Here is a 20,862-nt window from a genome sequence, read left to right on the forward strand (position 1 = left end):
AGAAATGCCGGGTGCAGCCGAAGCTGCGCCCGGGGGAATGCTTACCGATCAGACGAGGTCGAAACGGTCGGCGTTCATGACCTTGGTCCAGGCCGCGACGAAGTCTCTCACGAACTTCTCCTTGGCGTCGGATTGGCCGTAGACTTCGGCAAAGGCGCGAAGCTGCGAATGCGAGCCGAAGATCAGGTCGACGCGGGTGCCGGTCCACTTGACTGCGTTCGTATTGCGGTCGCGGCCTTCGTAAACGCCTTCTTTGCCAGCTGCGGGCGACCACTGCGTGGCCATGTCGAGCAGGTTGACGAAGAAGTCGTTCGTCAGCGTTTCCGGGCCGGAGGTGAAGACGCCATGATCGGGCGTGCCGGCTTTCAGGACTCGCAGGCCGCCGACGAGGACCGTCATTTCGGGTCCAGTTAGCGTCAGAAGCTGGGCGCGATCCACCAAGGCTTCCTCCGGCTTCATGAACTGCAGGCGCTTGCCGTTCACATAGTTGCGGAAGCCGTCGATGCGCGGTTCAAGGGCAGCGAAGGAGGCAGCATCGGTCTGTTCCTGCGATGCATCCGTGCGGCCCGGCGTAAACGGCACGCTGACGGGATGACCCCCGGCGGCTGCCGCTTTCTCCACACCGGCAGCACCGGCGAGAACGATCAGGTCGGCGAGCGAGATCTTCTTGCCGCCGGTCTGGGCAGCGTTGAAGTCCTTCTGGATGCCTTCAAGAACGCCGAGCACCTTGGTGAGCTGTGCCGGCTGGTTGACGTCCCAGTCCTTCTGCGGGGCAAGGCGGATGCGCGCGCCATTGGCGCCGCCGCGCTTGTCGGAACCGCGGAAGGTCGAGGCCGACGCCCAGGCGGTCGAGACCAGTTCCTGCACGCTAAGACCGGTTGTCAGCACCTTTGCCTTCAGCTCGGCGATGTCCTTGTCGTCGACCAGCGGATGATCGACGGCCGGGATCACATCCTGCCAGATCAGGTCTTCGGCCGGCACTTCAGGGCCGAGGTAACGGACCTTCGGTCCCATGTCGCGGTGGGTCAGCTTGAACCAGGCGCGGGCGAAGGCGTCGGCGAACTGATCTGGATTTTCGAGGAAGCGGCGCGAGATCTTCTCGTAGACCGGATCGAAACGCAGTGCCAGGTCGCTGGTCAGCATGGTCGGCAGATGTTTCTTCGAGGCATCATAGGCATCCGGAATGGAGGCGGCGGCGTTCTTGGCCTGCCACTGATGCGCGCCGGCCGGGCTCTTCGTCAGTTCCCACTCGAAAGCGAAGAGGTTTTCGAAGAAGTAGTTGCTCCACTTGGTCGGCGTCTGCGACCAAGTCACTTCCAGACCGGCGGTGATGGCATCCTTGCCGACGCCGCTGCCGAACGAGCTCTTCCAGCCGAGGCCCTGATCCTCGATCGCGCCGCCTTCCGGCTCGGCGCCGATAAGGGACGGATCGCCTGCGCCATGCGTCTTGCCAAAGGTGTGGCCGCCGGCGATCAGCGCCACGGTCTCTTCGTCGTTCATCGCCATGCGGGCAAAGGTTTCGCGGATGTCGCGCGCCGAAGCGATCGGATCGGGATTGCCGCCAGGGCCTTCCGGATTGACGTAGATGAGACCCATCTGCACGGCGCCGAGTGGCTCTGCCAGCTGGCGTTCGCCGCTGTAGCGCTCGTCGCCCAGCCAGGTTCCCTCAGGACCCCAGAACAGTTCCTCGGGCTCCCACACGTCGGCACGGCCGCCGGCAAAGCCGAAGGTCTCGAAGCCCATGGATTCCAAGGCGACGTTGCCGGTGAGGATCAGAAGGTCGGCCCAGGAGATGCGGTTGCCGTATTTCTGCTTGATCGGCCACAGCAGGCGGCGGGCCTTGTCGAGGTTGGCATTGTCAGGCCAGCTGTTGAGCGGCGCAAAACGCTGCTGGCCCTGGCCGGCGCCGCCGCGGCCGTCGGTGATGCGGTAGGTGCCGGCGCTGTGCCAGGCCATGCGGATGAACAGGCCGCCGTAATGTCCGAAGTCGGCCGGCCACCAATCCTGCGAATCCGTCATCAGCGCATGAAGATCCTGCTTCAGCGCCTCGAGATCGAGCTTCTTGAACTCCTCGGCATAATCGAAGGCTTGGCCGAGCGGGTCGGCGCGGCCGGAGTTGTGGTGAAGAATCTGCACGTTCAGCTGGTTCGGCCACCAGTCACGGTTCGACCGGGCGGCTGGAGCCTTGTGATGCGCAACAGGACATTTGCCTGTGCTGTCAGCGGGGTTGTCCATGATTGTCTCCTTCATTGCTTGATCTGTCTGCCATTCAAACGTTGAGCCGAGTGGGCGCCCCGCTCTCCCTTGCTGTCTTCATATCGGAAGCATATGATAATTTTAAGTTGGATTTACTGATTGCTGCGATAAGCTGAGCTTATGAAGAACCTGACCTTGAAACAGCTGCGTTATTTTGAAGCCCTGGCGAGGGATGGCCGCTTCCGGCGCGCTGCCGACGCCTGCGCCATCTCCCAGCCGGCACTCTCAATGCAGATCAAAGAACTTGAGCAGGAGTTGGGCAGCGCGCTTTTCGAGCGCAGCGCGCGTGAAGTAAAGCTGACGGCCTTCGGCCAGACCTTCGCTCTCAAGGTCCGCGCGATCCTGCACGGCGTGGACGAGCTGGGGGAGCTGGCGCGCGCCTCCAGCGACTCCTTCCTGACGCGGCTGCGCATCGGTATCATACCGACCATCGCGCCTTATCTGCTGCCGGTCATCATAAACGATCTGAACAAAACTTTCGCCGGAATTCAGATCGAAGTGCGCGAGACGCAGACGGCAAAGCTTGTTCAGGAGCTTACCCAAGGCCAGTTGGACACGGCAATCGTCGCCTTGCCCGTGTCGGAACCGTCGCTGACCGAGCTCGAGCTCTTCAAGGAAGAATTCGTGTTGGTGCGGCGGCCAGAAGACGAGGGCAAGCCGGTGCCCGAACGCGAGGCGCTGCGCGAAATGCGGTTGCTGCTGCTGGAAGAAGGCCATTGCTTCCGCGACCAGGCCTTGTCGTTCTGCAAGATCGGGTCGGCCCGCCCCCGGGAAGTCATGGAAGGCAGCTCGCTCTCCACCCTGGTCCAGATGGTCAGCGCCGGCATCGGCATCACATTGATCCCGGAGATGGCGGTTCCTGTGGAAACGCGCTCGGCGCACGTTTCGATCTCCCGCTTCCAGTCTCCGCAGCCGTCGCGAACGATCGGCATGGTCTGGCGCAATTCGACCCCCATGGCCAAACAGCTCCTGCAGGTCTCCGAGGCGGTTCGCCGGTCGGCCGACATTATGCGCGAACGACAGGTCGCACGGTGATGGCCGGATGTCCTCAGGGTCGCCGCTTGAACGTGTGCTCTGCTGCCGGAAACTTTCGCGATCGCACCTCGGCGGCATAGGCGGCGGCAGCCTCGGTGACCCGCTTGCCGAGCTCGTCGTAGCGTTTGACGAAACGCGGCGTGAAATCGTTGAAGAGCCCGAGAATGTCGTCAGAGACCAGAACCTGGCCGTCGCAGGCTGAGGAGGCGCCGATACCGATGCTCGGGATGTGCATGGCTGAAGTCACCTCTCGGGCGAGCGGTTCCACCGTGCCCTCGATGACAACGGCAAAGGCGCCCGAGCCGCCGATGGCGTGCGCGTCACGCCGGATCTTCGACGTCTCGTGTTCGGAATGGCCGACGGAACGATAACCGCCTGCGGTATTAATCTGCTGCGGCATCAGGCCGATATGCCCCATCACCGGGACCCCTCGCTTCGTCAGAAAGGCGATGGTCTCGGCCATCTCTTCGCCCCCCTCCAGCTTGACGGCATCGCAGCCAGTTTCCTGCAGGATGCGGACGGCGTTGCGGAAGGCAACCTCTTTCGATTCCTGATAACTGCCGAACGGCATGTCGACGACGACGCAAGCCTTGCCGACGCCGCGCATCACCGCCTTGCCATGTGCGATCATCATGTCGAGCGTGACGCCAATGGTGCTCTCCATGCCGTAGAGCACCATGCCGAGCGAATCCCCTACCAGGAGCAAATCGCAATGCTCATCGAGCAGCCGCGCCATCGGCGTCGTATAGGCGGTGAGGCAGACGATCGGTTTGCCGCCCTTCATTGCTAAAATGCGGGCTGGCGTAAGGCGCTTTTGAATTCCGGCCGCACTCATCTGGTCACTCCCTTTCCCGGCAAGCCCCGCCCGCCGATCACTCTGTTACCCGCGAGGACCCGGTTGTCGAGAAGCCGTGTCGTGCCGAGCCGAACGAAGAGCGCCACGACGACGGGTTCTGTGATCGACGCGACCGGCTGCAGCGTCGAAGCATCCCTGACGGCAACGACCTCGGGCTTTGCCAGAGGCTCTCGACCGAGAAACGCCTTGAGCTTTTTCTCGAGTTCAGCTGGATCCGTCAGGCCGCCGGCGATGAGACGCTCCGCTTCGTCGAGGGTCTGAGGCACGATCACCGCGGCACGCCGCTCCGCCGCGCTGAGATAGACGTTGCGCGACGACAATGCGAGGCCGTCGCCGTCCCGAACCGTCGGCACCGATATCACCCGCACCGGCACGGCCAGATCATCCACCATGCGCTTGATGATGACGACCTGCTGATAGTCCTTTTCTCCGAAATAGGCGGTCTGCGGCTGCACGATGTTGAAGAGCTTGTTGACGACGGTGGCGACACCGGCAAAGTGCCCAGGCCTGACCGCCCCTTCGAGCTCGTGTCCGAGATCGGGAACGTCGACGACGGTCAGCATCGGCTGGGGATACATATCCTCGACGTCGGGCGAAAAAAGGAAATTGACCCCGACCTGCTTCAGCATGGCTGCGTCGCGTTCCGGATCGCGCGGATATTTGCTCAGGTCTTCGGCCGGGCCGAACTGCAGCGGATTGACGAAAATCGAGACGACGACGATATCGTTCTCGGCGCGCGCGCGCGAGACGAGTTCCATATGACCGGCATGAAGATAGCCCATCGTCGGAACGAGGCCGACAGTCCTCCCCTGCCGCTTCAGCGCATCCAGCGTGTGGCGCAGCTCGTCAATACTCGAGAAAACCCGCATACATCCTCCCCGCGGCCGGTCACTCTATCTTGGGCGCGGATAAGGACTGTAATCGATGCTGGAGGTCAATGCATATTGCTCGATAAAAACGATTAGATGAAACGGCATTCCGAAAACACCGAGCGACATCAACCCCAGGAAACGGCATTTCGCCACAGGGCTGCCGCACCGCTTCAGTGCGGCTTGCAGCCGGACCGACGATGTGCCACGTCCGTTACTCGCCCTTTTCGTCAAAATACCATCATAGTCGGTCGCTATGGACGTTATATGGAGGACGCATGGACAAGCCCTGGAAGATCAGCCGCGGACCGATTGCGGCAACCGAGCTCGACGTTGAGAAGGCAACCGCGATCAACATGCTGTTGATCCGGTCGGTCGCCGTCCTTCCGGCCAAAGCAGGAGATCCGATCCTTCCCTTTGCCGTCGGCCTTTTCAACGAACTGCGTCCGCTGCTGAAGCCCGAAGCCGGCGTGACGACGCTGCGTCGGGCGACCGCCGCCTATGTTCACTGCCGGCGCTACTATTTTGCAAGCGCCCAGCCCGATTCCATGCGCCACGGCCTCGAGGGCGAACCCGTCGAACCAATGACGCCCGAAGACCGGCTGGTCGCGCAAAAACGCTTCCTGAGTCTCAAGCAGAGCACCGGCAAGGCCGAAGCGCCAGTACCGGTTCCCCCTCCCCTGCTGAGCAAGAGCGAACAGATCCGCGCAGCTCTTCTCGGCAAGAAGGGCGCGTCGGCCAGAGCAGGATGACATTGGGTTTGCCCATATCCGGCTTCCTTTAAGGCGTTCGTGCATCCGCAACATCGATATAAGTAGACCTGGTATTGTATTTCGCCGGGATAAATATCCGCACTGCAATGCTGGCTGGCAAAATCTTCACGTCGGCCTCAAATATATTTTGCTTTACATACCATTAATGCAATTGCGCTAATTTTAGCATCAGCCAGAAACGTTCTCCGGACCTGCTAGAATGACGCGTCTCCTGATTGCAGCTTCCCTCTTCGCATTGGCCGCAGTCCAGCCCAGCGCGGCCGCGGATCTTTCCGCCTATAAAAGACCGCTGACGGTCCCTTTCGAGGGGGTGACGGCCTATTCCCCGCAATTGGCGACGCTCGGCAAGATGCTGTTCTTCGATCCCCGGCTTTCCGGCAACAAGAACATGACCTGCGCCAGCTGTCATAATCCTTCCTTCGGCTTCGAGACGCCGGTGACGACGCCGATCGGCGCCGCCAATACCCCGTTGGCGCGCCAGGCGCCGACGGTTCTGAACGTTGCCTGGGTGTCGCCCTTCTTCTGGGACGGCCGCGCGCCGAACCTGGAGCAGCAGGCGGCAGGTCCGATCACCGCTGCCGCCGAGATGAACGGAAAGCTCGACGACGCCGTGATCGAAATGCAGGACATACCCGATTACAAGAACTGGTTCGGTGAGGTGTTTCCCGACAAGGGCATCAGCAAGGAGACCCTGCTGACGGCGATCGCCACATATGAGCGGACGGTGGTTTCCAACTGGTCGCCGTTCGATCGCTGGGTGGATGGCGACGAGAAGGCGGTTTCGGACAGCGCCAAGCGGGGCTTTGAGTTGTTCACCGGCACTGTGGGCTGTTCCTCCTGCCACACGGGCTGGAATTTCACCGACAACAAATTCCATGACATCGGTCTGCCAGGCGACGATATCGGCCGCTACAAGATCGACGCGAGCAGCCCGAACAATAAATACGCCTTCAAGACACCCGGCCTGCGCAACACGCTCTACCGTGGTCCCTATATGCATGACGGAAGCCTGAAGAGCATGGACGAGGTGATCGCCCATTATGAAAGCGGCGGCGTCAGCCGTCCGTCGCTCGATCCGGCGATGTCGCCCTTCCTGCTGACGGAAGAGGAGAGCAAAGATTTGATCGCCTTTCTGGGAACTTTGACCGCGGAAAAGCAAGACATCCCCTTGCCGACGCTGCCGAACTGAGGTGCAGGCAATGAAACTCTCGATACGCATGCAGATTCTCGTGCCGATGGTGGCAACGATCGTCGTCGGCTTCGGCAGCGCATTCCTGATCGGCTACCAGGCGGTCACCGGCCAGACCCGGGTCGCCGCGGTGGTGCAGGAGGCGGTGAACGCCAAGCTGGCCTCCGCTCATATCGAACAGCAGTTCCGGCAAGCCACATCGGTGGTCGAGCGGGTGCTGTCGATGACGAACTTCGTGCCGGCGACCGAGGTCAAGGCCGAGTTTGACGCGACCGACAGCGTGCTCTCGCAATCGCTCGATGAGCTTGGCCGCATCGATCTCGCCGCTTCGCTGACCGAGGGGGTACGATCGCTCCGCCAGGCGCATGAGGTCTGGGATAAGAATGTCAGGATCAGCCTTGGACTGCAGCAGGCGGAAGAGGTCCCGACGGCCGAAAAGCTGGCGCGTTCGCAGCAGGCGATCCTGACCGGAATTGCCGCCGTCAATGCCATCGTCGATCAGATTGCGACGGAGAGTGTGGCTGACGCCGGCAGCGCGCTGGAGACGAAGATCGAAATCGAATTGGCCTTGGCGGGCCTTGCCGCCATCATCGGTCTCGGCATACTGATCGCCATCGCCCGGCACGTGTCGCGCCCGATCCAGCGCATCACGCACTCCATGCAGGAGCTCGCGAGCGGCGAGACGGACAAGGCGATCCCCTATGCGGGGCGCCGCGACGAGATCGGCCTGATGGCGGGCTCGGTGGAAGTCTTCCGCCAGAACGCCATCGCCCGCACCCGGCTCGAAGGCGAAGCCGCGGAAAACCGGCGGCTGGCGGAAGCAAACCGGCTGGCTGACCAGGAGCAGGCGGAGGCGAGCGCGGCCGAGCGGCTGACGGTTGCCACGTCGGGTCTCGCGGCCGGGCTGAAGCGGCTCGCGGAGGGCGATCTCGCCTTCAAGCTCTTGGACCGGTTCGCGCCGGAATTCGAGCCCCTCCGAAATGATTTCAACGCCTCCGTCGAGCAGCTCGGCGGCACGCTCCTTTCCGTTTCCGAAAGCGTATCGATCATCAATTCCGGCACTCGCGAGATCAGCAACGGCTCCAACGAACTCTCCGGCCGCACCGAGCGGCAGGCGGCGACGCTCGAACAGACCGCCGCGGCGCTCAGCGCCGTGACTGCCAAGGTCAACGAAGCCTCCAAGATCGCCGAAGAGGCCCGCGGTGTCGCCGACAGTGCCAATCGCAGCGCCGTAGCCTCGGGCAAGGTCGTGGCCCAGACAGTCGATGCCATGGGGCAGATCGAGGAATCGTCCAAGCAGATCAACAACATCATCAGCGTCATCGACCAGATTGCCTTCCAAACCAACCTCTTGGCGCTCAATGCTGGTGTCGAGGCTGCCCGGGCCGGCGAGGCCGGCAAGGGTTTTGCCGTTGTCGCCCAGGAGGTGCGCGAACTCGCACAGCGCTCGGCCCAGGCCGCCAAGGAGATCAAGGACCTTATCGGGCGGTCGTCCGCCAAGGTCACCACCGGCGTCGAACTGGTCAACCAGACCGGCGCAGCACTTGGTGATATCGGCCGCTTCATCGTCGATATCAATCGGTTCATGGAAGCACTGGCAGGCGCGGCGCGCGAACAGTCTACCAACCTGTCGGAAGTCAATGCGGCCATGCACCAGCTCGACCAGGTGACCCAGCAAAACGCCGCAATGGTGGAGGAAACCACAGCCGCCAGCGTCACGCTTGCCGGCGAGGCCGAGCGCCTGCGCGAGCTGGTTACCCAGTTCGAACTGGGCAGGGCGGCGTCCGGCACGCGGGCCTATCGCAATGCTGCCTGAGCGGGGTGCGAGGGAGATGAGCCCCTCGTGCGCAACTGCGCCATCAGCACCGGACCGAGCGCGAATTCGCCGCGTTCGGCGCGTCGCGTCAGGTCCCTGAGATAACCGCCGGCGGAGTTGATGCTCTCTCCCCGCTGCAGAATGCAGGCCATGACGGCGGCGGTGTTCTCCGGTCCCATCACCTTCGCCGCTTCCTCATAGGCCGACGGGCCGACGCCCAGCATCGAGCGCACGACGACCGCCGCCATCATCAGGTCCCGCCAACTGGCGATCGCGGCGCCTGGCCCATAGTCGACAATGTCAGGGCAGGCCTGCAGAACCATGCCGAGCGGGAAAGATTTCAATCCCGCAGCATTCGTCCGGGCGATGGCCCGCGATCCCTCCCCGTCCTTCCCCACCATTCTGGGTTCGCACCTTTCCAGCCCTGCCCTCGGCTCGCAATCTCGGTTCGCCTTCTGCCCCGTTTCCAAGCCCGGTTCAGATTCAGATGTGGATTCAGGGTTCGAATTCTGTATGTGGCGCTCAATCTGGGATTCATTGGTGCTCGCTATCTGAATTTTATCGTGCGATTCCAATGTGTTGATGATGTTTCGGCGCGCCGTCTCGAGCTCTTCGAGGACCGGCGAGAGGTTTTCGGGCGTTGCTGCCCTCGGAATGCGCTGCAGGAGCGCCTGGAACATCGAAGAGGTGCGCTCCCAGTCACCGGGAACCGCTTCCGCGACGGCTGCGGAAACGAGCTTGGCGATATCGCGCCGGCAGATCGTCAGCCGCTCCTTCATTGCGCGCAGCATCTGTCGGTCAGCGGCGATGCGGGCGGCGATCGTTTCGATCTCGGTGGCGCGGGCAAGAAGCGGCGCCAGGCTGAAGCCATAGGCCTCGTCGAGCCCGCCTTCCCTGTGGCGCCTGATATAGCGCTTGCCGTTCGGGCTGTCCTTGCGGGAGATGAGGCCGGCTTCAACGAGACCTGCGAGATGCCGGCGCAATGTCGCGGCGGCCATGCCGCGTGCCCTGAGGCAAAGTTGCGCGTTCGAGGGAAAGACGACCAGTCCTTTCCCACCGGACAGCTCGTCGTCGGGAAAAAATGTCAGCAGGGCATCGAGCACCGTCAGCGCGCGGTCGCTCACGCCGAGACGCGCGCGGGCCTCGCAGACAGATCTGAACAGTTTCCACTTGTTGCGTCTCGTCCCGGGCTCGATCGCTTCGCCTCGCCGCTGTTTCAGCAGCATGGCAAGCGACATTGGCCGCCGCCCGAAGGGCGTCGTCACACATTCACTCTCCATTTCCTTCACCTTTCATCAGGCAAAAGAAATCCGCTCACCAAACGGCGCGTAGCTTCAAAGCGCTACAGCGTTCCTTGCGTGTCTGAAAAAGACACGGGCGGCGCTGCAGGACTCTTGACTGGGATTCGTGAAAATGCGATTCTCTGTCTTGCTTAAGGATAGGAGAAGGGCTTCCACGACCTGGTCGTTTGGGGGCCTTTTTCTTTTGCGGTTTCAGTCTCCTTGATTGCTCTCCTCGGCGAGGAATTGCTCATAGAGCACATCCAGCCTGCTGGAGAGAAATTTTCCGAAGCGGCCGGCATTCCTGGCTTTCATCGAAAGCGAAAATGCCTTGCCGTCATTCTTCATTTCTGCCTGAACTGCCTTGTCCCGCGGCTGCCATTTGACCTTGCCTGCCGCGGCTTGGGTTTTCTTCACCGGCCGGGCGCTTTTGTTCAGCGCCGTGTAGAGCGCTTCGAAACGTTTGTCGGAGGGCGATCCAAGAAAATCGTCGTCTTCCAGGATCTTGGCGATATCGGCCGCATTGGCCGACTTGCCGGCGAGCAGCGAAAGCTCCACCCAGCGTTCACGGCCGATGCCGGGCGCCGCGCCGATCGCCTGGACGACCTCCGGCGAGATGCGATCCATTACCGTTATCATCTTCGAAATCGACGCCGCATTGGCGGCGAGTGCGGTCGAGATGACCTCCCTGTCGTAGCCACGCTCCTCCAGCCGGCTGGCAAAGAGGGCGCGCTCGATGAAGGTAAGGTTGGCCCGGGCCGAATTCTCCTGCCCTTGGGCGATGACATGGGTCCGATCGTCGATCGCCTTGACGACGGCCCTGACATTGCGGCCGAGTTGGCGGGCCGCGCGCAGGCGCCGATGGCCGAAGACAACCTGATAGCGTCCGTCGATCTTGCCATGGGGACGCACCAGGATCGGCGTATCCTGCCCGCGGGCGCGGATCGCTTCGACCAGCGCGCGGAATTCCTCGTCGTCCTCGGACAGGCGGTCCTTGACGAAGGAGACATCGACGACATCCGGGTCGAGATCGACGACCGCCTCGCCCTCCAGGAACTTCTCCGCCTGTTTGGCCAGTTCATCCAGCGAGCGGACAAGCGACCGGCCTGCCCCGCGCATCGGATAGTTCGGCGCGCCTGCGCCCTCGTCAGGCATGTCGCCCAGCCCTTCCAGAAGATTCTTTCGTGCCATCACGTCCCCCGATTGCGGTCAATCAATTGATTCGGTTTAAGGAAACGATGAATTTGTCAGCCGACAAGTTCATCGCCCCCATGCCTGGTGAATGAGATCGGCAATCTCTGCGTTGACCGAGCCCATCGCCTCCAGCGCCCGATCGTAGGTTCCCCGGTTCATCGACGAACGCTCGACCTCGTAGAGCGTCTGCTTGGTGATCCCGGCATCCGAGATCGCCGTCGATTTGACCATCTGGTTCCGGAGCATGAACTCGTGGAACATCGTCGACATGAAGCCGACCATTTGCGCCTGCGGCACGTCGGTCGGCTCGTAGCGGGTGATCAGATAGCGGTACCAGGAGAGGTTCACTTCGGCGCCGGCCGCGCGGATCGGCTTCAGGATGCCGCCGAGCATCAGCAGGAACTGGCCCATCGACATGACGTCGAGCATCTGCGGATGGATGGTGATCAGCACGCTTGTTGCCGCCGTCAGCGCCGTCAAGGTGAGGTAACCGAGCTGTGGGGGGCAATCGATGACGACGACATCGTAGCGATCGTCGACTTCGGCAAGGGCGCGCGAGATGCGGGTGAAAAACGTCTTGCCCTCATTGGTCGATTTGTCGGCCATGGCGAGCGGCGTGTCGTATTCGTATTCCTGCAGATCGAGATTGGCCGGCACGATATCGAGGCCGGGAAAATTCGTCCTGTGGATGATGTCGGCGAGCGACTTCTTCTCGCCGTCGTAGCGGATCGCTTCGTAGATGGATGCGGCCTGGTCGAACTCCGGCTGGAACCCATGCAGGGACGAGAGCGATGCCTGCGGATCGAGATCGACGGCAAGCACGCGGTGGCCGGTCAGCGCAAGATGCTGGGCAAGATGGGCGGCCGTCGTCGTCTTGCCGGAGCCGCCTTTGAAATTGACGACGGCCAGCACCTGCAGCTTCTCATTGCCGCGGCGATGGGGAACATACATGCGGCTTTCGGAGCGGCCGTGGACATCGAGATATCGTCTCAGTTCCAGCATCTGCTCGGCGGTGTAGGAGCGGCGTCCGGAGGGCGACGTCTGCGGGCAGGGGCCTTTGCCTTCGAGATGGAGTTTCTTCAGCGTGCTTTGCGAGGCACCGACGAAATTCGCGACCTCCGCCAGGGAGAAGTTGCGCAGCGTTTTCTTCGCATTGGGCGGAAAGCGCTGCACGCTGAGCAGATGCAGCTTCTTTGAAATCACGTCGCCATGTTCGAGGATCTGATCCTCGAATTGCAACGGCGCCTTGTTCAAAGGCATCAAACTAGCGTTCATTGGCAGCAATCTCTCGGATAACGATTTTCGGGACCAAAAGCCCTTCTAACCGTTATTATCCGCGATTCTCCGATGCCAGCCAAGAATTTTAAGGTTAACGCATATTAACCTTTTCGGCGTTGGTTCAAGCACTTGGCCGGTGCTGCAGCAATTCCAAGTTACAGCGTCCTTTGCGCTGTAGTGCCTGAAGACTTAAGAGTTTTCGCGGCCGGGGGCGCGGAAAACGCGCCCCCGGCCGACACCCGGCCGAAGGGGAGGGGCAATCGGCCGGCTTAATTCACCGGGGTTTCGCCTGATGTGATGCGTTGCTCGCCGGCGGCAAACAGGTGAACGGCATCAGGGACCGGAGCAACCCTCAGCACCTCGCCGGGAGCCGCCCTGATCCGCTCCCGGAAGACGCAGGTGAGCGTCTGCGTTCCTAACCGGACGATAACCAGCGTTTCCGAACCCGTAGGCTCCACGACGACGGTCGTCACTTCGATGCCGTTGGAATCCAGCAAAATATGCTCGGGACGGATGCCATAAGTCACGGCATCATCCGGGCGGCGCTCGCTCGGCAGCAGCAGCCCGTCGGCGGTTCGGAACCCGTCTTGCGTCATGTTGCCGCTGATGAAATTCATCGCGGGTGAGCCGATAAAGCCAGCAACGAAAAGGTTGTTGGGGCGGTCGTACAATTCCAGCGGCGAGCCTGACTGTTCGATCACTCCGTCCTTCATCACGACGATCTTGTCGGCCATGGTCATGGCTTCGATCTGGTCGTGGGTGACGTAGATGGTGGTCGTCTGCAGCCGTTGATGCAGTTCCTTGATCTCTGAGCGCATCTGTACTCTGAGCTTGGCGTCGAGGTTCGACAACGGCTCGTCGAAGAGGAAGACGGCCGGGTCGCGCACGATCGCCCGGCCCATGGCGACACGCTGCCTCTGGCCGCCCGACAGCTGTTTCGGATATCTCTCCAGCAGACTTTCCAGGCCGAGGATCTTGGCGGCATTGCCGACCCGCTGATCGATCTCCGTCTTCGGCATTCGTTTCAGCCGCAGCGAAAAACCCATATTCTTTGCAACGGTCATGTGCGGATAGAGCGCGTAATTCTGAAACACCATGGCGATGTCCCGATCCTTGGGCGCAAGCTCGTTGACGATATGCCTGCCGATCTGGATCTGCCCTGAGGTGATGCCTTCCAGGCCGGCGATCATCCTGAGCAACGTGGATTTTCCGCAGCCCGAGGGGCCGACCAGAACGACGAACTCGCCGTCGCCGATGTCGACCGATACGCCTTTAATGGCTTTGAAAGCGCCGTAATCCTTGCGTGCATTGTTGACCGAAACATGGGCCATTGCAGTCCTCCTGAAATCGCTATCAAAGCCTGCTCAAGACATTTCTGAGATAATCGAGGCCGAGACGCTCGCCCTCCTTACGCGCCGACAAATCCTTGCCGGGCCAGCCATAGGCGGCGTCCTCGTGCTCGATCGACAGCGTGCCGTCGAAGCCGGCCCCACGCGCCTGGCGCAGAAAGCGCGGCCAGTCGATGAGGCCGAGACCGGGCAGCTTGTATTGCCACCAGCCCTTGCCGTGATACCCCACAGCCTCCAGCACATCTTTATCGATCGCCGTATCCTTGGCGTGCAGGATGGCGATGCGATCCTTCACTGCTTCCATCGCCTGATAAGGATCGACGCCGATGCGGATGAGATGCGACGGGTCGAATTCCAAGCCGAAGCGAGGATCCGAGATTCGCCGAAAAAGCTCCTGCCATCCTCTCGGCGTCGTGCCGATGAAATTGTCCTTCGGACCCGGCCAGTTTTCGATCGCGAAGGTCAGGCCGGCGGATTGCGTCTCTCCGATCAGCCTGATTGCGAATTCGGCGAAGTCGTCATAATTGGCGTCTTCGCTGGCGCTGTCGTCGCGGCCGGGAAAAATCACGAAGATCGGGACGCCGGCCTCACCGATTGCCTTGGCAAAATCGGCGGTTTTCGCCCGAAGCTCCCGGCGCTTGTCGCGGTCGGCGTCGAGCTGATTGCCGAAATAGGTGATCGAGGAGACGAAGAGGCCGCGGCTGCGGGCGAGGGCGACGGCGGCCTCAACCCGGTCGGGCGTTTTGATATGGCCGCCGACATCGATTTCGATGGCATCGAACCCCGCCAATGCGGCGAAATCCACCACTTCCTCCAGTGGGCGATCATTGAATGTCGAGGTGTAAAAGCCGATCTTCACCAAAATCCTCCCATCTTCACCAAATGCCTGGGGCCGTGCCGGCCGTTTTCAGCTGTTCAGGCGATCCATGTTTTTGAGCGGCGACCGGGTGCGTTGAGCCGCGTCGGCCGATGCGAGCATCAGTGCTGCCGCCATCGGCATGGCCGCCGCCCCCATCGCCGAGGCATCCTCGCCGAGCGAGGCGCGATGAAGCGAGGGCAGGTTGGTATCCTCGGGGTCGAGATGCTCGTGCACATAACGCAGCAACTCGTCGACGATGCGGATCGGCAGTCTGCCGCCGACGAGGACGGCGTCGGGATCGACGATCATGCCGATATGCTTGACGGCGACGGCCAGGTGCGCGCTCATTTCCTTCAGCCACTGCGAAACCAGGCGCCTGCCATGCGCATCCAGGCTCAGGAGGTCGTGCGGAACACTCACCTCGACGGCGTGCCGCGCAAGAAAATCGTAAAGGGAAAACAGCGAAAATATCTCGCCGAGAAGCTGGACCTTTTGGCTCTTTTCGTCTCTGCCGTCGGCAATTGGAAGCCAGCCAATCTCGCCGCTGAGGCCCATGGCGCCGCGATGACCGTTGCCGTCAAGCACGAGACCTCCGCCGGGGCAGGCATTGATGGCGATGTAGAAGAAGCTGCTGCTTTCGGCCCCCAGTCCATAATCGAGCTCGGCAAGGGCTGCGGCATTGGCTTCATTTTCGATGAAGACAGGATGCTGTGTCAGGTTTTCCAGTGCCGCGCGCACATCGAATGCCGTCCATTCCTGATAGGCCTTGGGCTTACCGAGCAGCGAAATCTCCCCAAGCCAATCCGGCATCGCCAGACCGATGCCGGCCAGGCGCGCGTCGTCGATCAGCCGGCTGCGCTGGAAATGCGAAATCGCATCTGATGTCAGCTGCAGGAATTCTACCGGCAGGATGAAGCGCTTTTCATGATGCACGCGGGCACGGACATTGCCGACGGCATCGACGGCCAGGACTGTCAGATGATCGCGATCGATATTGATGCCGATCGCAAAACAGGCGTCCGGATTGATCTCCAGTTCAATCGCCGGCTGCCCTCTCAGCCCATGCCGCCGACGGGCTTCCATGATCAGGCCCTCATCCAGCAAACGATCGACGATGCGGGCGATTGCCGGTTTGGTAAAACCCGTCTGCCGAGCGATTTCGGCGCGTGAAATCGGTGCCTGGCGATGGATGCAGCGCAGGACGACGGCCCTGTTGTGCTCGCCTGCATCTTCGACATTGGCGCCGGTCAAATCCGGGGAAAGCCTGGCGCCGAGCGTTTGGTTCATGGGGTCGTATCCTTCCTCACGCATGGAGATTGACCGTCCCTCATCCCTTCACCGCGCCGCTGGTCATTGCGCCGAGGATCAGCCTCTGGAGCGACAGGAAGGCCACGATCGCCGGAACGACCGAGATCAGGCAGGCGGCGGCGAGAAGCTGGATGGACGAGTCGGTCTGCATGCCGCGGAAGTTAAAGATTCCGACGCCGATCGGCATCAGGTCATTTTTGGTGAGTAGCAGGAAAGGCACCAGGAATTGCGACCAGCCGGCAATCACCGTGATGATGAAGACCGAGGCGATGCCCGGCGCCGACAAGGGCAGAACAATACGCCAGAACACCGAAAACCTGTTGCAGCCATCGATCATGGCGGCCTCGTCGAGGCTGCGCGGAATGCCGTCCACGGTGCTCTTTAAAAGCCAGGTCGCCAGCGGAACGCCGAGGGCGATATAGACCATGACGACGGCAAAATGGGTGTCCAGCATTCCGAGGCGGTTCATGTAGCGGTAGAGCGGCACCATGATGACAAGCGGCGAAATCATCTGGAAAAGCAGCAGACCCATCATCGACAGGCCCTTGCCGCGGAATTGAAAGCGGGAAAAGGCGTAAGCCGCGGGCAGTGCTACGATCAGCACGCCGAAGCCGCTCAAGGCCGCAAGCTTGAGACCGTTCCAGAGATAGACCGGGAAATAGCTGTTGTTCAGAACGGTGATGAAATTGTCGATGGTGGGATTCTGGGGAATATAGCGCGCCGCGCCGCGATAGATCTCGCGCTTGTCACGCATCGCCATCGACAGGAGATAGGTGAGGGGGCCGGCGAAGAAGATGAACATCACCAGCATGAAGAGATAGCTGAAGGCATCGCCGAGCCGCGTTCCGGTCCGTCCGCTCATTGCTCTTCCTCCTTCGGTAGGAATGACGCATAGACGAAAGCAAGCCCGAGGCTGATGATCAGCATGAGCACGGAGAGCACGCTGCCGCCTGATAGATCGTAGTTTCTAAAGACGATATTGAAAACGTAGAGCGAGATGACCTCGGTCGCGCGCCCCGGACCACCGCCGGTCAGCGTGATGATCGCATCGAAAGTATTCACCGTCTGAATCGTGATGAGGATCATATTGACGAGGATCGCCGCGCGCAGCTGCGGCAGGGTAATGAAGAAGAACTGCTGCGATGCGGTTGCGCCATCGACCTCGGCGGCTTCGTAGAGCGAGGGATCGATCGCCTTCAGCGCCGCATACATGACGACCATCGAAAAGGCCGTGCCGCGCCATATGTTGGAGATCAGCGTCGACCATGGGGCGATTGCGGGATCGGAAAGCCAGGCGACAACAGGCATGTGCATCAGCCGCAAAATGCTGTTCAATGCGCCGTAAGGCGCTTCGGAAAACAGCATCTGCCAGATGATGCCGCCGGCAATGCCGGGGACGACCCAGGCGATCAGCGCCGTCGTTCTCAGGATCGTGGTGCCGAACAGGCCGCGTTTTTCGCCGCGGATAACCACGACGGCAACGGCAATGCCCAGAATTTGCTGGCCGATAACGCTGCCGCCGACGAAAATCAGCGTCGCCCATAAAATGTCGGGCAGCTGCGGCGAACTCAAGGCATTGGTGATCGAGCCCAGCGTATATTGCTGATTGTCGCCGATCAGCGTCGCATTGGTAAATGACAGCCTGAAAACGTCGATGACCGGATAAAGATAGAAAATGCCGATGACGATGATCACGGGCATGATCCAGGGCAAGGGCGCGCCGGCGAAACGGCGCATGAACGTTCTGCTTTGAGGCGGGCTGTCAGCCTCGATGGCAATGGGGCTCATTAGCTCTCTGTCCGGGTTTGGCAAAGTCGGCGACGCCTGAAGGGCAGGCGTCGCCGCTGTCTGAAGCGTTAAGATTGCTTGGCGCGGGGTTACAGGCGCTTGTAAGCCTCCATTGCCGCGTTGAAGGCGGCATTCAAAGCGTCCTCCGGCTTTTTGGTCCCGGAGAGCACGTCGCCCATCATGATCTGGATCTGGTTGGAGATCTCCGGATAGATCGGCACACCGGGGCGTGCCTGGCCGTCGACCAGAGCCGCGGCGAAGGTCTTGTTGGCCTCCGTGGAGAACACCTCATATTTGTCGAAGAGCGATTTGCGGGTCGGCAGCTGCTGCTGCAGCGCGTTTGCCGGCCCCATATAGACCTCGCGTGCGAGGTTGGCGCACATCTCGACCTTGTCCTTGTCCTTGCTGAAGGAGGCGATCGTCCAGCCGCCGGTGCCGGTCGAGCGCTGATCGGCACTGGGACCGGGGATTGGCGAGAAGGTCCAGTTCTTGAATTCGTCCGCGTCGAGCGTCGTCTTCAACTGCGCATATTGCCAGTTGCCGCCGATGAAGAGCGCCGTCGTCGCCGCTGCGGCCGCAGCATTCATGTCGTCGTAATTGGCGATCGTGCTGACGCGCTTGGGCGCTGCGCCGGAATCGACGAGATCCTTGAAGTAATTCAGCGCTTTGAGGAATTTCTCCTTGTTCTCGCCTTCGCCGAAGACCGGCTTGCCGGAGTCGTCGACGAGCTTGCCGCCGAGCGCCCAATAATTTGCGAGCCAGTCGAACGTCGTCCCTTCCCAGCGCCCGCCATTGAAGAGCACGCCTTCCATGCCTTCCTTGGTGGAGGCGAGCGCGGCCTTTTTCAGGTCGTCCCATGTCTGCGGCGCATCCGCGACGATCGACTTGTTGCGGTAGAGCACCCGAAGGTCCGTGTCCCACCACCATGCCCGGACCGTCTGGTCTTTGTCGGTGATGCCGCTGCGGATGAAGGGGAAGAGGTCAGCCACTTCTTCCTTCGAGAAGTAGGGTGTGAAGTCCGCAAGCACGTGATTGACCATGAACTGTGAAAGCACGAAGGAATCGACGGCGGCGCAATCGGGCGCATTGCCGGCCTTGGCCTGCTCCAGCATCTTGGCTTGTTCGGTGCCGATGTCCGACGACATGAACTGCATCTGCAGTTTCCAGTCGGGATGCTTCTTGATGAAATCGACGAAGAGCTTCTGATAGCCCTCGGCGATCGCCGGATCCGCATTGTTCGGACTGTCGTTCGTCAGACGGACGACGAGGGATTTCGGGGCATCGGCCAAGCCGATCCTGTCCTTGGTAGCGAGTTCCTGGGCAAATGAAACGGATGCTGAAAATAACATTGTGCTCAGCGCAAATGCGCTGACGGTGGCGCTCTTCATGATGGGTCTCCTCCCCATTTGGAACGAATACAGCCTGGCGGTCAGTTGACCTCTCCTCATTTCCGTGCTGCATTAAATAGATTAAGTTACTTTGATTTGATGTCAAGCCAGAGCTTTTGGGAGGATCGAAATGCTGGCGACATTCAACAGCAGCTAGCGCGCACGCTGGTTTTCGGAAGGGATATGCGCCAATTAAAGTGACGGAGCGCGTGCCTTTCGGACACGTGGCGCATCCATCCGCAATTTTCCTGAAGAAGAGCACGAGGCGATCGCGGATGGCCGCGATGGCAAGGCAAAGGTTTTGTCCGGCTGCGCGGTAGCCGGAAGCGAACTCATGGAGGATAAGATGCGGTTACTCATTCTCGGCACAGGCGGCATGGCCAACCAGCACGCCGCGAGATTCAAGGCGATCGAAGGCGTCAGCGTCGTTGGAGGCGTCGATGTCGTTGCGGAAAGGCTTACTGCCTTTTGCACCGAACATGGCATCGCCAATCAATTCACTTCCCTCGAAGAGGCTCTCGCCTGGGGCGAGTTCGATGCGGTCGCCAATGTCACGCCTGATAACATCCACCACCCGACGACGCTTCAGGCGATCGCCGCCGAAAAACACGTCTTCTGCGAAAAGCCGCTTGCCACCGATGCGGTCAAGGCGATGGAGATGACCGAGGCGATCGAGCGATCGGGCAAGGTCGGCATGGTCAATTTCACCTATCGCAACTCGCCGGCGCTGCAGAAAGGTCGGCAGATGGTGCTCGCCGGCGAAATCGGCGCGGTGCGCCATGTCGAGGCCTCCCACCTTCAAAGCTGGCTGGTCGGTCGACACTGGGGCGACTGGAAGAGCGAAAGCAAATGGCTGTGGCGGCTGAGCAAGAAGCATGGATCGAACGGCGCACTCGGCGATATCGGCATCCACATCGTCGATTTCGCCTCATACGGTTCGGGGCTCGACTTCGCCCATGTCTTCGCGCGGCTGAAAACCTTCGACAAGGCGCCAGGCCACAAGATCGGCGAATATGATCTCGATGCGAACGACAGCTTCACGATGAATGTCGATTTCACCAATGGTGCGATCGGCACGATTCAGGCCACACGCACGGCAGCCGGCCAGATGGATCAGTTGCGCCTCAGGGTCTACGGCGAAACCGGCTCGATCGAGATGATTTACGATACGGGACAATCGACGCTGCGCGCCTGTCTCGGCGAAGACGTGCATACTGCGACCTGGAGCGACGTGCCGTTCGATCCTGTCGAGACCAACTACCAGCGTTTCGTCCAGGCCGTGCGAGCCGGCAGGACGCAGGAACCGTCGTTCCGCCGCGCCGCCAATATCCAGAAGATCCTCGACAAGGCGCTGGCATCCGATCTCAGCCATGCCGACGAAGCGCTAGAACAGGATGATTTTAGGCCCGGTCGGCCTAAAATCTGATTCCTGTTCTACATTAGATAGCTAGAGCATGATGTCGTCCGAAAACCGCCCAGACTTTTCGGCATCATGCTCTAGCAGGCTGCTGAAAAACCCACTGGCTTTTGGGCTGGACACATGATTCCATCTTGCAAGTGATTTCGAGGGAATTTGGATGCGCGGCGGGGATGATCGGACGGGGTCGCTGTTTTCGTATGTCGA

At 60.9% G+C, this 20,862-nt stretch carries 17 protein-coding genes; 5 read left to right on the top strand and 12 right to left on the bottom strand.

Going from position 1 to position 20,862, the window contains the following annotated elements:
• Positions 1 to 48: 48 nt before the first annotated feature.
• The gene (katG, locus tag HJB84_RS21880) at positions 49 to 2,235 is read right to left on the bottom strand and encodes a catalase/peroxidase HPI (RefSeq protein WP_221116869.1); all 2,187 of its coding nucleotides are present in this window, start codon (positions 2,233 to 2,235) and stop codon (positions 49 to 51) included.
• 141 nt (positions 2,236 to 2,376) lie between these two features.
• On the opposite strand from katG, the gene HJB84_RS21885 reads away from it, so the two are divergent.
• Entirely contained in the window at positions 2,377 to 3,291 is a 915-nt protein-coding gene (locus tag HJB84_RS21885; protein ID WP_221116870.1) for a hydrogen peroxide-inducible genes activator, read from the top strand.
• A 13-nt stretch (positions 3,292 to 3,304) separates the two neighbouring features.
• On the opposite strand, the gene panB is transcribed toward HJB84_RS21885, so the two are convergent.
• Together panB and panC are read right to left on the bottom strand one after the other, a co-directional pair.
• Positions 3,305 to 4,126, bottom strand: a complete 822-nt coding sequence (gene panB / locus HJB84_RS21890) for a 3-methyl-2-oxobutanoate hydroxymethyltransferase (RefSeq protein ID WP_221116871.1) — start codon at positions 4,124 to 4,126, stop codon at positions 3,305 to 3,307.
• Positions 4,123 to 5,016, bottom strand: a complete 894-nt coding sequence (gene panC / locus HJB84_RS21895) for a pantoate--beta-alanine ligase (protein ID WP_221116872.1) — start codon at positions 5,014 to 5,016, stop codon at positions 4,123 to 4,125. Before panC ends, panB begins: the two co-directional genes overlap by 4 nt.
• A 278-nt stretch (positions 5,017 to 5,294) precedes the next feature.
• Between panC and HJB84_RS21900 the strand changes: the two genes are divergently transcribed.
• The 3 genes from HJB84_RS21900 to HJB84_RS21910 all read left to right on the top strand — a co-directional run bounded on the left by HJB84_RS21900 (position 5,295) and on the right by HJB84_RS21910 (position 8,794).
• Positions 5,295 to 5,768: a ProQ/FINO family protein gene (locus tag HJB84_RS21900; RefSeq protein ID WP_221116873.1), complete on the top strand. Its 474-nt coding sequence runs from the start codon at positions 5,295 to 5,297 to the stop codon at positions 5,766 to 5,768.
• A 220-nt stretch (positions 5,769 to 5,988) separates the two neighbouring features.
• Entirely contained in the window at positions 5,989 to 6,978 is a 990-nt protein-coding gene (locus tag HJB84_RS21905; RefSeq protein WP_221116874.1) for a cytochrome-c peroxidase, read from the top strand.
• A gap of 10 nt (positions 6,979 to 6,988) precedes the next feature.
• Positions 6,989 to 8,794, top strand: coding sequence for a methyl-accepting chemotaxis protein (locus tag HJB84_RS21910; RefSeq protein WP_221116875.1), 1,806 nt, complete (start codon positions 6,989 to 6,991; stop codon positions 8,792 to 8,794).
• Here the strand turns inward: HJB84_RS21910 and repC are convergent.
• The 9 genes from repC to HJB84_RS21955 form a co-directional block, all read right to left on the bottom strand.
• A complete protein-coding gene (gene repC, locus HJB84_RS21915) occupies positions 8,776 to 10,074 on the bottom strand; it encodes a plasmid replication protein RepC (RefSeq protein ID WP_221116876.1) in 1,299 nt (432 codons plus the stop codon). The genes HJB84_RS21910 and repC overlap by 19 nt on opposite strands.
• Positions 10,075 to 10,287: 213 nt before the next feature.
• Positions 10,288 to 11,265 carry a plasmid partitioning protein RepB gene (repB, locus tag HJB84_RS21920; RefSeq protein ID WP_221116877.1) on the bottom strand — a complete coding sequence of 326 codons (978 nt, stop codon included), beginning with the start codon at positions 11,263 to 11,265 and terminating at the stop codon, positions 10,288 to 10,290.
• A 69-nt stretch (positions 11,266 to 11,334) separates the two neighbouring features.
• Positions 11,335 to 12,543, bottom strand: coding sequence for a plasmid partitioning protein RepA (repA, locus tag HJB84_RS21925; RefSeq protein WP_221116878.1), 1,209 nt, complete (start codon positions 12,541 to 12,543; stop codon positions 11,335 to 11,337).
• 272 nt (positions 12,544 to 12,815) lie between these two features.
• Positions 12,816 to 13,877, bottom strand: a complete 1,062-nt coding sequence (locus HJB84_RS21930; RefSeq protein ID WP_221116879.1) for an ABC transporter ATP-binding protein — start codon at positions 13,875 to 13,877, stop codon at positions 12,816 to 12,818.
• Between the two features lie 22 nt (positions 13,878 to 13,899).
• Complete coding sequence (locus tag HJB84_RS21935) at positions 13,900 to 14,754, bottom strand: sugar phosphate isomerase/epimerase (protein WP_221116880.1); 855 nt, start codon at positions 14,752 to 14,754, stop codon at positions 13,900 to 13,902.
• A gap of 48 nt (positions 14,755 to 14,802) precedes the next feature.
• Positions 14,803 to 16,041 carry an ROK family transcriptional regulator gene (locus tag HJB84_RS21940; protein WP_221116881.1) on the bottom strand — a complete coding sequence of 413 codons (1,239 nt, stop codon included), beginning with the start codon at positions 16,039 to 16,041 and terminating at the stop codon, positions 14,803 to 14,805.
• 40 nt (positions 16,042 to 16,081) lie between these two features.
• On the bottom strand, positions 16,082 to 16,924 hold the full coding sequence (locus HJB84_RS21945; RefSeq protein ID WP_007635896.1) for a carbohydrate ABC transporter permease: 843 nt from the start codon (positions 16,922 to 16,924) through the stop codon (positions 16,082 to 16,084).
• A complete protein-coding gene (locus tag HJB84_RS21950; RefSeq protein WP_207585136.1) occupies positions 16,921 to 17,850 on the bottom strand; it encodes a carbohydrate ABC transporter permease in 930 nt (309 codons plus the stop codon). The genes HJB84_RS21945 and HJB84_RS21950 overlap by 4 nt, the downstream gene beginning before the upstream one ends.
• A gap of 89 nt (positions 17,851 to 17,939) precedes the next feature.
• Positions 17,940 to 19,238, bottom strand: coding sequence for an ABC transporter substrate-binding protein (locus HJB84_RS21955; RefSeq protein ID WP_221116882.1), 1,299 nt, complete (start codon positions 19,236 to 19,238; stop codon positions 17,940 to 17,942).
• 346 nt (positions 19,239 to 19,584) lie between these two features.
• Here HJB84_RS21955 and HJB84_RS21960 point away from each other — a divergent pair, with 346 nt between their 5' ends.
• Entirely contained in the window at positions 19,585 to 20,664 is a 1,080-nt protein-coding gene (locus HJB84_RS21960) for a Gfo/Idh/MocA family protein (protein WP_221116883.1), read from the top strand.
• Positions 20,665 to 20,862: the final 198 nt, after the last annotated feature.

The organism is Rhizobium sp. NZLR1b, assembly GCF_019685155.1.
Lineage (GTDB): Bacteria > Pseudomonadota > Alphaproteobacteria > Rhizobiales > Rhizobiaceae > Rhizobium.

Bases quoted from the DNA above. Each gene is read 5' to 3' on its own strand.
- katG (WP_221116869.1), bottom strand. From the start codon at position 2,235: ATGGACAACCCCGCTGACAGCACAGGCAAATGTCCTGTTGCGCATCAC.
- HJB84_RS21885 (WP_221116870.1), top strand. From the start codon at position 2,377: ATGAAGAACCTGACCTTGAAACAGCTGCGTTATTTTGAAGCCCTGGCG.
- panB (WP_221116871.1), bottom strand. From the start codon at position 4,126: ATGAGTGCGGCCGGAATTCAAAAGCGCCTTACGCCAGCCCGCATTTTA.
- panC (WP_221116872.1), bottom strand. From the start codon at position 5,016: ATGCGGGTTTTCTCGAGTATTGACGAGCTGCGCCACACGCTGGATGCG.
- HJB84_RS21900 (WP_221116873.1), top strand. From the start codon at position 5,295: ATGGACAAGCCCTGGAAGATCAGCCGCGGACCGATTGCGGCAACCGAG.
- HJB84_RS21905 (WP_221116874.1), top strand. From the start codon at position 5,989: ATGACGCGTCTCCTGATTGCAGCTTCCCTCTTCGCATTGGCCGCAGTC.
- HJB84_RS21910 (WP_221116875.1), top strand. From the start codon at position 6,989: ATGAAACTCTCGATACGCATGCAGATTCTCGTGCCGATGGTGGCAACG.
- repC (WP_221116876.1), bottom strand. From the start codon at position 10,074: ATGGAGAGTGAATGTGTGACGACGCCCTTCGGGCGGCGGCCAATGTCG.
- repB (WP_221116877.1), bottom strand. From the start codon at position 11,265: ATGGCACGAAAGAATCTTCTGGAAGGGCTGGGCGACATGCCTGACGAG.
- repA (WP_221116878.1), bottom strand. From the start codon at position 12,543: ATGAACGCTAGTTTGATGCCTTTGAACAAGGCGCCGTTGCAATTCGAG.
- HJB84_RS21930 (WP_221116879.1), bottom strand. From the start codon at position 13,877: ATGGCCCATGTTTCGGTCAACAATGCACGCAAGGATTACGGCGCTTTC.
- HJB84_RS21940 (WP_221116881.1), bottom strand. From the start codon at position 16,041: ATGAACCAAACGCTCGGCGCCAGGCTTTCCCCGGATTTGACCGGCGCC.
- HJB84_RS21945 (WP_007635896.1), bottom strand. From the start codon at position 16,924: ATGAGCGGACGGACCGGAACGCGGCTCGGCGATGCCTTCAGCTATCTC.
- HJB84_RS21950 (WP_207585136.1), bottom strand. From the start codon at position 17,850: ATGAGCCCCATTGCCATCGAGGCTGACAGCCCGCCTCAAAGCAGAACG.
- HJB84_RS21955 (WP_221116882.1), bottom strand. From the start codon at position 19,238: ATGAAGAGCGCCACCGTCAGCGCATTTGCGCTGAGCACAATGTTATTT.
- HJB84_RS21960 (WP_221116883.1), top strand. From the start codon at position 19,585: ATGCGGTTACTCATTCTCGGCACAGGCGGCATGGCCAACCAGCACGCC.